Origin of the sequence: Ferrovibrio sp. (genome assembly GCF_029255545.1) — a bacterium.
In the GTDB taxonomy this organism is placed as follows: Bacteria; Pseudomonadota; Alphaproteobacteria; order Ferrovibrionales; family Ferrovibrionaceae; genus Ferrovibrio.
The window spans coordinates 38,577-47,677 of sequence record NZ_JANLJJ010000045.1; the positions used below are offsets into that span (position 1 = coordinate 38,577).

Annotated in this window: 12 protein-coding genes; 5 read left to right on the forward strand and 7 right to left on the reverse strand. The window is 65.7% G+C overall.

The annotated features are described in order from the left end of the window. Positions 1 to 44: 44 nt before the first annotated feature. Positions 45 to 959 (forward strand): DUF1849 family protein, encoded by a 915-nt coding sequence (locus tag Q1J79_RS09190; RefSeq protein WP_300299476.1) that lies wholly within the window; start codon positions 45 to 47, stop codon positions 957 to 959. 29 nt (positions 960 to 988) lie between these two features. Here the strand turns inward: Q1J79_RS09190 and Q1J79_RS09195 are convergent, their stop codons facing one another. Then, positions 989 to 1,909, reverse strand: coding sequence for an ROK family protein (locus Q1J79_RS09195; protein ID WP_300299478.1), 921 nt, complete (start codon positions 1,907 to 1,909; stop codon positions 989 to 991). Then, positions 1,906 to 2,589 (reverse strand): hypothetical protein, encoded by a 684-nt coding sequence (locus Q1J79_RS09200; protein ID WP_300299480.1) that lies wholly within the window; start codon positions 2,587 to 2,589, stop codon positions 1,906 to 1,908. Before Q1J79_RS09200 ends, Q1J79_RS09195 begins: the two co-directional genes overlap by 4 nt. Before the next feature lie 130 nt (positions 2,590 to 2,719). Between Q1J79_RS09200 and Q1J79_RS09205 the strand changes: the two genes are divergently transcribed. The 4 genes from Q1J79_RS09205 (at position 2,720) to Q1J79_RS09220 (ending at position 5,777) form a co-directional block, all read left to right on the forward strand. Beyond that, positions 2,720 to 3,094 (forward strand): response regulator, encoded by a 375-nt coding sequence (locus tag Q1J79_RS09205; protein WP_300299482.1) that lies wholly within the window; start codon positions 2,720 to 2,722, stop codon positions 3,092 to 3,094. Positions 3,095 to 3,113: 19 nt separating this feature from the next. Further along, positions 3,114 to 4,478 (forward strand): PleD family two-component system response regulator, encoded by a 1,365-nt coding sequence (locus Q1J79_RS09210; RefSeq protein ID WP_300299484.1) that lies wholly within the window; start codon positions 3,114 to 3,116, stop codon positions 4,476 to 4,478. A gap of 27 nt (positions 4,479 to 4,505) precedes the next feature. Continuing rightward, positions 4,506 to 5,399, forward strand: a complete 894-nt coding sequence (locus Q1J79_RS09215) for an MFS transporter (protein ID WP_300299486.1) — start codon at positions 4,506 to 4,508, stop codon at positions 5,397 to 5,399. Between the two features lie 75 nt (positions 5,400 to 5,474). Beyond that, entirely contained in the window at positions 5,475 to 5,777 is a 303-nt protein-coding gene (locus tag Q1J79_RS09220; protein ID WP_300299487.1) for a hypothetical protein, read from the forward strand. A 93-nt stretch (positions 5,778 to 5,870) separates the two neighbouring features. Here the strand turns inward: Q1J79_RS09220 and rpmG are convergent, their stop codons facing one another. The 5 genes from rpmG to Q1J79_RS09245 form a co-directional block, all read right to left on the reverse strand. Continuing rightward, the gene (rpmG, locus tag Q1J79_RS09225; RefSeq protein ID WP_300299488.1) at positions 5,871 to 6,038 is read right to left on the reverse strand and encodes a 50S ribosomal protein L33; all 168 of its coding nucleotides are present in this window, start codon (positions 6,036 to 6,038) and stop codon (positions 5,871 to 5,873) included. 75 nt (positions 6,039 to 6,113) lie between these two features. Next, positions 6,114 to 6,533, reverse strand: coding sequence for a hypothetical protein (locus Q1J79_RS09230; protein ID WP_367182977.1), 420 nt, complete (start codon positions 6,531 to 6,533; stop codon positions 6,114 to 6,116). Between the two features lie 212 nt (positions 6,534 to 6,745). Further along, positions 6,746 to 7,462 (reverse strand): NUDIX hydrolase, encoded by a 717-nt coding sequence (locus Q1J79_RS09235; RefSeq protein WP_300299490.1) that lies wholly within the window; start codon positions 7,460 to 7,462, stop codon positions 6,746 to 6,748. A 28-nt stretch (positions 7,463 to 7,490) separates the two neighbouring features. Then, entirely contained in the window at positions 7,491 to 7,883 is a 393-nt protein-coding gene (locus tag Q1J79_RS09240) for a DUF983 domain-containing protein (RefSeq protein WP_300299492.1), read from the reverse strand. After that, a complete protein-coding gene (locus Q1J79_RS09245) occupies positions 7,883 to 8,866 on the reverse strand; it encodes a magnesium transporter CorA family protein (protein ID WP_300299494.1) in 984 nt (327 codons plus the stop codon). The genes Q1J79_RS09240 and Q1J79_RS09245 overlap by 1 nt, the downstream gene beginning before the upstream one ends. Positions 8,867 to 9,101 lie beyond the last annotated feature (235 nt).

The window sequence follows — 9,101 nt, forward strand, 5'->3', positions numbered from 1 at the left end:
CTGTCTTATCCTCGGGTCAGGTCCGGCCCTGTCTGAAGGCCCCCATGTCGGCTGTCGCCAGATTGCGCATTTTATTTCTGCTGCTTGCCCTGCTCGGGCTGCCGGCCGGCCCCATCCTTGTGGCCCCTGTCCTTGTGGCCCCCGTCCTTGTGACCCCCGTCCTTGTGACCGTTGCCTTTGCCGCCAACGCCCGCGCGGCCGATGCCGGCCAGCTGGACGAGATCGCCCGCGGCCTGGTCAGCCACAGGGCGCTGTACAGCCTGTCGGTGGCCAAGCTCGATGCGCGCAATTACCGCAATGGCATCGCGGGTGGCCTCAGCCTGGAATTCGTCAATGCCTGCGACGGCTATGTGCTGAACCAGCGCTTCCTGATCGAAACCAGCACCGAGGATGGCACGCTGCTCAACAACATGGTGCTGAATTCCTGGGAATCGCTCGATGGCCAGCGCTTCCGCTTCCAGATGAAGGACGAGGTGAATGGCGACCTCGACCAGGAGCTGGCCGGCGAAGGCATGCTGAAGGGGCGCGGGGAATCCGGCCTGGTGCGCTTCACCCAGCCCGAGGATACCGAGCTGGCCCTGCCGGCCGGCACGGCCTTTCCCACCGAGCACACCATGCGCCTGATCAGCCTGGCCCGCACCGGCGGCAACTGGCTGCATGCCGCCGTCTATGACGGCGCCTCCGCCGAGGGCTACAGCGAGGTGGGCGGTTTCATCGGCGGCGAATTGCCGGTGGAAAAGGGCGATACGCCTTTGCTGGCGCCGCTGAAGGGCCAGCGCTCCTGGCGCGTGCGGCTGGCCTATTTCACCTCCGACAAGAGCCAGGACACGCCGGATTACGAAATCGCCTATCGCCTGTTCGAAAACGGCGTGGCCGACGACATCGTGTTCGATTATGGCGACTACGCGATCCGCGCCAGCCTCAGGCTGCTTGAGATCAAGCCGCGCGATCCCTGCTAGGCGGCCCTGCTGATTAGGTCTCGCCGGGCTCAGATCTCATTCGGCGCCCACAGCCAGGCCGCGCCGCGCACGCCCGAGCTGTCGCCGTGATGGTTCTTGACCAATGGCGTGGTGACGGTATCGGAGAAGACATAGGCGCCCCACAGGCGCGGCACAGTTTCATACAGGCGCGTCAGGTTCGATAACCCGCCGCCCAGCACGACGATGTCGGGGTCCAGCACGTTCAGGATCGTCGCCAGGCCACGCGCCAGCCGGTGCTCGTAACGCCGCAGGGTCGCTTCGGCGGCCGGGTCGCCGGCCTCTGCCGCCGCCACGATCGCCGGGCCATCGAGGTCGCGGCCGGTCTGTGTGCTGAAATCCAGCTCCAGCCCGGTGCCCGAGAGGAAAGTCTCCTGGCAGCCATGTTTGCCGCAGTAACACAGCGGGCCGGGTAATTCGTCGGGTTGAGGCCAAGGCAGCGGATTGTGGCCCCATTCGCCGGCGATGGCGTTCGGGCCGGTCAGCGCGCGGCCATCCACCACGATGCCGGCGCCGCAGCCGGTGCCCAGGATGGCGCCGAACACCACGGCCTTGCCCGCGCCGGCACCGTCGCTGGCCTCCGACAGGGCAAAGCAGTTGGCGTCGTTGGCCAGCCGCACGCGGCGTCCGGTGGCGGCCGTCAGGTCGTGGTCCAGCGGGTGGCCGATCAGCCAGGTGGAATTGGCATTCTTGATCAGGCCGGTGGCCGGCGAGATGGTGCCCGGGATGCCGACCCCGACCGGCGCCGTCGTCGTCGTCTCGCCAGCCTCAGCCGCCACGGCGGCCGTCAGGTCGCGCAAAGCGGTCACTGTTGCGTGATAGTCGCCGCGCGGCGCCGGCACGCGGCGCCGGGCCTGAATACGCCCATCATCGGTCAGGGCAATGGCCTCGATCTTGGTGCCGCCCAGGTCGATGCCGATGCGCAGGCTCATGCCGGCACCAGCAGGCTGGTGATCAGGCGCTGCAGGTCGGGCCAGCTCTCGGCGCGGTGATGGCTGTCGGCGGCGGGGCCGAGCAGGGCAGCGAGGCGGGGATCGGCGATGAAATGCAGCCGATGCACCGCCGGCGCCAGCTGGGCGACCGAGCTGTGATTGTGGGGAATGTCGTCGATGAAGACCGCCGGCGCGGTCGCCCGCTCGATCAGGCTGGCGACGGCGGGTCCTTTCGGGCCGCTATTGGCGACCAGCGGAAAGTCCATGCCATGGCGCCGCAGCGCCCGCAACCGGGCTTCCCGGGCCGCCATGGGAACATTGCTCAGCACCACGACGCGGTTCGTCTCGCTGAGCGCGGCAAGCGCTGCGGCGGCGCCATCCACCGGCTCGAGGTCTTCGGTCGCTTCGGCGAAAAAACGCTGCAGCAGAGGGTGCAGCAGCTCGGCGGCGACCGGCATGTCGTCCTGCCGCTGCCGGATATTGCCGTACAGGGCATAGGAGGCCCAGTTGAAATACAGGTCGCGTCCGGCCAGGAAAACCTCCAGCCCCCGCATGAAGTAGAACAGGACCTCGTCGGCATCGACGATGATCAGGGGCTGCCCTGACGTAAAGGTTAGGCCGGCAATCTGCTCGGCAACCGATGCGGGAAGGAGTGGCGTCTGGTCGGACATCTGGCTCATCGACTGTATAATGGACTAACTATTGTCATGGTAAACGGCTTGGCCGGGCTTCTCCGGGATGCTACAAAACACTGGATACTCAGGAAAATATGGCGCAGGGCAGCGATAGAATATCCGGGGAAGGCGTCTGATGAGCAAGACAGTACTGATCGTCGAGGACAACGAACTCAATATGAAGTTGTTCCACGACCTGCTTGACGCGCATGGGTACCAGACCCTGCAGACCAAGGATGGCATGGAAGCGCTGGCCATGGTGCGCAAGCACCGGCCGGACCTGATCCTGATGGACATCCAGCTGCCCGAGGTTTCCGGCCTGGAAGTGATCAAGTGGATCAAGGAAGATGACAACCTGCGCACCATCCCGGTGGTCGCCGTCACCGCCTTTGCCATGAAGGGCGATGAGGAGAAGATGCGCGAGGGTGGCTGCGACGCCTATATCGCCAAGCCCATCTCGGTCGGCAAGTTCATCGAGACGGTGAAGCAGTTTCTTGAGCCCCGGGCCTGAGCCCTAGCATCGCCCTCCGATGACCGCGCGCATATTGGTCGTCGACGACATCCGCACCAATATCAAGGTGCTGGAAGCCAAGCTGACCAGCGAATATTACGAAGTGATCACGGCCGGCTCGGGTCCCGAGGCGCTGGACGCGGTCGCGTCGCAGAAACCCGACCTGATCCTGCTCGATGTGATGATGCCGGGCATGGATGGCTTCGAAGTCTGCCGCCGCCTGAAGGCCGATCCGGAGGCCGCGCATATCCCGGTGATCATGGTCACCGCGCTGGGCGATCCGGAAGACCGGGTGCAGGGCCTGAGCGCCGGGGCCGACGATTTCCTGACCAAGCCGGTCGACGACACCGCTATGTTCGCGCGGGTGCGCTCGCTGCTGCGCGTCAAGCTCATGCTCGACGAACTGCGCATGCGCGAACGCACATCCGCGTCGCTGGGCGTGATTTCTCCGCCGGTGCCGAAACTTGATGAGGATTATGCCTCTGCGCAGATTCTGCTGGTGGAGGACAATCCGCGCGACCAGGTGCGGCTGCAGCGCATGCTCGAAGGCCAGTTCCGCACCGAGCTGATCGCCGATGGCATGGAAGCGCTCAATCGCGCCCGCCAGGTGGAATATGATTCCGTGGTCGTGAGCCTGAGCCTGCAGAACCCTGATGGCCTGCGGCTCTGCTCGCATTTCCGCACCACCGAGGAAACCCGCAACGTGCCGATCCTGCTGCTGGTGGGGCCGGATGACCAGAAGCAGCTGGTGAAGGGTCTGGAAATCGGCGTCACCGATTATGTGGTGCGACCGATTGATCGCAATGAATTCATCGCCCGGCTGCGTGCCCAGGTGCGCCGCAAGCGCTATCAGGACCGTCTGCGCCTGCATTACCAGCAGAGCATGGAAATGGCGGTCACCGATCCGCTGACCGGCCTGTATAACCGCCGCTATATGGCCTCGCACCTGACCACTCTGCTGAGCCAGGCCGGCAGTCAGCATGGCACGGCGGTCGTCATCCTCGATCTCGACTATTTCAAGCAGATCAACGACAACCACGGCCATCCGGTGGGCGACGAGGTGCTGCGCGAGGTGGGCAACCGCATCGTACGCAACATCCGCGGCATCGACATGGCCTGCCGCTATGGCGGCGAGGAATTCGTCGTGCTGATGCCCGATACCGATCTCGATTCCGCCGAAGTGGTCGCCAACCGCCTGCTGCATGCGCTGGGCGACAAGCCGGTGGCGACGCGTGGCGCCGGCGAGCTGACCGTCACCTGCTCGATCGGCTGCACGTCGTCGAACTCCAGCGACAATGCGGAGACGCTGCTCAAACGGGCGGATGACGCGCTCTACGAAGCCAAGAATGGCGGCCGTAACCGGATCATTTACCGGCCGGCCTGACGGGCCGGCAGAACCGGCCGTGTTGAAATGCAAAGCGCTGGTGACGGCATGATGGTGGCGGAGCCTCGCCACAGGCGGCGGCTCTATTTCGCGCTGCTGGGCCTGTATGTCGCCCAGGGCATTCCGATGTATCTCTATGCTGCGGCGCTGCCGGCCATCCTGCGCGATGGTGGCGTGTCGCGCAGCGCCATCGGCCTGGTCGGCATCCTGATGGCGCCGCTGATGCTGAAATTCCTCTGGGCGCCGCTGGTCGACCGCGCGCCCCTGCGGCTGTTCGGCCTGGCGCGGCTGGGCCACCGGCGCTCATGGATACTGCCGATGCAGATCGGCGTCGTCGCGCTGCTGGTGTTGTTTGCCTTCCTGCCGCCGACGAATATGTGGATCGCGCTCGGCCTCGGCTTCTGCGTGATGCTGCTCAGCTCAACCCAGGATATCGCGACCGACGGCTATGCCACCGAGCGGCTGAAAGCCGGCGAACGTGGGCGTGGCAATGCGATCCAGGGCGGCAGCGTGGCGATTGGCGTGGTGATCGGCTCCAGCCTCACGCTCTATCTCTACAGCCAGTTCGGCTGGACGCCGACCATCCTGATCCTGGCCGGCCTGTCAGCCCTCACGCTGCTGTCGACCCTGCTGATGGAAGAGAAGCCGGCCAATGCCGCAGGATCGGAGCAGGCCGCGGCGGTGGCGCCCGCCTCGCTGCGCGCCGCGCTGAAGGATCCGGTCACCTATTCAGTGCTGGGCTTCGCCCTGGTCTATCGTGCTTCGGAAGGCATCACCAAGGCGATGGAAAAGCCGTTCCTGGTCGATAACGGTCTGTCGCTCGACGTAATTGGCTATCTCTCCGGGGCCTCGGCCGCCACGGCCGGCCTGTTCGGCGCCGCGCTGGCGGCCTGGACGATCAGGCGCTATGGCCTGTGGTAGACCATCCTGGGGCTTGGCCTGCTGCGCAGCGCGGTTTTCCTCGGCTGCGGCCTCTATGCCGCGCTCGGGCTGCAGATGCACGCTCTGCTGATCGGTCTGATCGTCAGCAACACCGTGTCGCGCTACATGGAGGTCGTCGCGCTCTACACCCTGTTCATGGGGGCGGCGGCGAAGGAGCGGGCTGGCACCGATTTCACCCTGCTGTCCTGCGCCCAGCTTTTCGTCTTCATGGGCGGAGCGCTGGTCAGCGGCGTGCTGGCCGATGCCGTCGGCTATACCGGGCTGTTCGCCGTGGCGACATTGCTGTCGGTGCTCAGCCTGTGGGCGGCCCTGCGCCGCGTGCCAGCCCACCACCCCGCCATGGCGCTCGACACCTGACGCTTTTCCGGCCCGGCAAAAACGAAAAGCCCCGCCGTTGAAGCGGGGCTTTCGGTTCGGCAGCCAGACGCGGTTCGCGTCGGCGCGGAAAGCTTACTTGATCTTGGCTTCCTTGAACTCGACATGCTTGCGCGCCACCGGGTCGTACTTCTTGAACGACAGCTTCTCGGTCTTGGTGCGCGGGTTCTTCTTGGTGACGTAGAAGTAACCAGTGTCGGCGCTGCTCACCAGCTTGATCTTCAGGGTAGTCGGCTTGGCCATGACTCGGGTTCCAGAATTTGCGGTCGGCTAGGATTGGCGGCGCAGCATAGGGATTCGCACCCCGATGTCAACCGCTTATGCTTTCTCCCAGCGGATCATGGGCTTACCCCGGCGGTACCGCCAGAAAACCGGCCGCTCCGGACGCAGGTCGGGCCCCAGCCGGCCGATCTGGTGCAGCATGAATTCCGTGATGTCGGCCAGCGGCAGCCGCAGGGCGACCTCCAGCGGCCGGAAGGCGATATCCAGCAGCTCGCCCGAGCCGCCGAGCGTCAGGGGCCGGTCGCCGACATCCTGCAGGAAAAACCGGGCATGGAAGCGGATCGGGCTTTCCGCCGGGGTGATGGCCCGGCCCACATAGCGCAGGCCCGACAGGTCCGGCTGCAGCCGTCCGGCCGCGATCCGGCCGAGGGCGATCCCGGTTTCCTCCCAGGTTTCGCGCACCGCCGCCACCGCGAGGGCGCGGGCCAGCGATGGCGCGCAGCCTATATTGGTCACAGTATTATCTTTAAAATTCAAATCATTAATAATTGTATCTAACCTGTCGCTTAAGTCGAGGCGGCCGCCCGGAAAGGCATAGACATCGGGCAGGAAACGATGTTTGCCGGCCCGGCGGCCGAGCAGGACCTCGACGGCGCCGCCAACATCCCGGCGCAGCAAGATCAGGCTGGCGGCGTCTCGTGGCCGCACCGGTCTGGTTGTCGCCGACATCATTCCCAGTCCAGCTGGCGCTGGCCATGGCGCATGTAATGGAAGGGGGTCCGACAGGCCGGATCACCCGCAGTGGCCGGCTGCAGCCAGGTTTCCAGGTTGGCGATCACGAACTGGGTGATGCCGGGCAGGGGCAGGGCCTCGGTCTCCTGCCGGGTCAGCCAACTCAGCTTGTCCAGTTCGGGCGAGGGGCGGAGTTCGCCCGTTGCGGCCTCGGCTGGCGCGGCGAAGAAACGGGCATCGAAACGGCGCGGCCGGCCCGGCGGGGTGATCGCCCGGCAGACATAGAGCAGGCGGGAGGGATCTGGGGCTAGGCCGCCGGTGCAGAAATCAGTCCAGCCAGAAGGCGGCTCAGCCGGTTGTGGCCCGGGGCGGCAAATCCGCAGGCCGGATTCCTCGAAGGTTTCGCGGATCGCAGCCAGGGCGAGGGCCAGGGCCTTGCGCGGCCCGGTTCCTTTGCAGCGGGCCAGCCGCGCGGCGCTGACCGGATCGAGGGGGGCGGCCGGGCGGATCCTGTAATCACCGAGGTCGAGCCGGCCGCCGGGAAACACATAGCGGTTGGGCATGAAGGCGCTGGCGCCATGGCGCTCGCCCATCAGCACCTCGAAGCGCCCATCGCTTCCGGTGCCCCGGCGGCGATAGAGAATCAGCGTGGCCGCATCCCGGATCGGCTGTGGGGGCTTGGGTTTTTCGATTTTCGATTCGCCGGACGTCATCCGGCGCAGTATAGCGCGCTTTGCGAAATCAGTGCGGTTCGCTGCCGAATCCGTGCATCCGCCGCGACCATTGCAGGCCGATCAGGGTGCCCTTGATATGCGGCAGCAGCCACAGGCAAAGCAGCAGGGTCAGCGGCAGCCACAGCGCCATATGCACCCATTCGGCCGGATGCACATGCTGCTCCAGCAGCAGCATCAGCGGCACGATGATATGGCCGACGATCAGGATGGTGAAATAGGGCGGCGCGTCATCGGCGCGATGGCCGGCCAGTTCCAGGCCGCAGGACGGACAGGCGTCGTTGACCTTGAGGTAACGCCCGAACATACGGCCCTGGCCGCAGCGCGGACAGCGACTGCGCCAGCCGCGCCACATCGCCTCGCCCATCGGGCGCTCCATCAGGTCGTCGAGCGAGACTTTCATCACAGCCAGCCTTTCCGCTTGAACCACCAGTAAGGCAGCACGGCGGAGGCGACCATCAGCAGGATCGCCATCGGATAGCCGAAATTCCAGGACAGCTCCGGCATATGCTCGAAGTTCATGCCATAGATGCTGGCGATCAGGGTCGGCGGCAGGAACACGGTGGCGGCCACCGAGAAAATCTTGATGATCTTGGTCTGCTGGATGTTGATCAGGCCAAGCGTGGCGTCGAGCAGGAAATTGCCCTTGTGCGCCAGGAAGGCGGCCTGCTCGTTCAGCGACTGCACGTCGCGCGCCAGGGTCTTCAGCCAGCTGCGGCTTTCCTTGGTGCCGCGCTGCTCGGCCATGGTCAGGGTCAGGAAGGCGATCAGGCGGGTGAGAGAGACGAGGCTGTCGCGGATGCGCGAATTCAGGTCCTCGACATGGCCCAGCTTGCGCACGGCCTCTTCCAGATCGACCTCGTCGGCCGATTCATGTTCTGGCGTGCCATAACCGAAGATGTTGCGCGACACGCCATCCAGGTCCTTGCCGGCGATCTCCAGCACGTCGGCGGCGCGGTCGATGATGGAATCGAGAACGCCGCACAGGGCCGCATCGGGCGAGGCGGCCAGGCTGGGCTGGCGCTGGGCGCGGGCGACGAACTGGCGGAATGACAGCGGGTCGGCGAACCGCAGCGTCACCGTGGCGCGCGGCGTGCGCATGAAGGTGACGGCGGTGGTCTTCGGCTGCGCCGTCTCGGCATGGAACAGGATATTCGCCGTCATGTAGCTGGCATCGCCTTCGCGATACAGCCGGCTCGACGTCTCGATCTCCTGCATCTCCTCGCGGGTCGGCATTTCGATGCCGAGCAGGCGCTCGATGGCCTTTTCCTCGGCCTGGCTGGGTTCGAGCAGGTCGATCCACACCACGCCGTCAGGCAGCGTGGAGTCGGGGGTAAGCTCGATGCGTTGCAGCTGGCCGCCTTGCGGCAGGTAGGCAGTGATCATGCTGGCCGTCCCTGGTTCCGGCGCCACCCCGGCGGTGCGGCGCGGCGCCCTTTTAGCTCCGGATGCCGGGCCTGGGAAGCCCTGAAGCCGCCCTGCGGCAAATTTGTCGCCTGGCCGTCATTAATCGGGGCCTGTGGCCTTTTTGCGGCTATGGCGCGACAGGGGTGGCGGGCGGCAGGGCGATGCCGCGGGCCTGCAGCACGGCGCGCAGGCGATCGGGATAGTCGGTGATCAG

Bases quoted from the DNA above. Each gene is read 5' to 3' on its own strand.
- Q1J79_RS09190 (WP_300299476.1), top strand. From the start codon at position 45: ATGTCGGCTGTCGCCAGATTGCGCATTTTATTTCTGCTGCTTGCCCTG.
- Q1J79_RS09195 (WP_300299478.1), bottom strand. From the start codon at position 1,909: ATGAGCCTGCGCATCGGCATCGACCTGGGCGGCACCAAGATCGAGGCC.
- Q1J79_RS09200 (WP_300299480.1), bottom strand. From the start codon at position 2,589: ATGAGCCAGATGTCCGACCAGACGCCACTCCTTCCCGCATCGGTTGCC.
- Q1J79_RS09205 (WP_300299482.1), top strand. From the start codon at position 2,720: ATGAGCAAGACAGTACTGATCGTCGAGGACAACGAACTCAATATGAAG.
- Q1J79_RS09210 (WP_300299484.1), top strand. From the start codon at position 3,114: ATGACCGCGCGCATATTGGTCGTCGACGACATCCGCACCAATATCAAG.
- Q1J79_RS09215 (WP_300299486.1), top strand. From the start codon at position 4,506: ATGCAAAGCGCTGGTGACGGCATGATGGTGGCGGAGCCTCGCCACAGG.
- Q1J79_RS09220 (WP_300299487.1), top strand. From the start codon at position 5,475: ATGCACGCTCTGCTGATCGGTCTGATCGTCAGCAACACCGTGTCGCGC.
- rpmG (WP_300299488.1), bottom strand. From the start codon at position 6,038: ATGGCCAAGCCGACTACCCTGAAGATCAAGCTGGTGAGCAGCGCCGAC.
- Q1J79_RS09235 (WP_300299490.1), bottom strand. From the start codon at position 7,462: ATGACGTCCGGCGAATCGAAAATCGAAAAACCCAAGCCCCCACAGCCG.
- Q1J79_RS09240 (WP_300299492.1), bottom strand. From the start codon at position 7,883: ATGAAAGTCTCGCTCGACGACCTGATGGAGCGCCCGATGGGCGAGGCG.
- Q1J79_RS09245 (WP_300299494.1), bottom strand. From the start codon at position 8,866: ATGATCACTGCCTACCTGCCGCAAGGCGGCCAGCTGCAACGCATCGAG.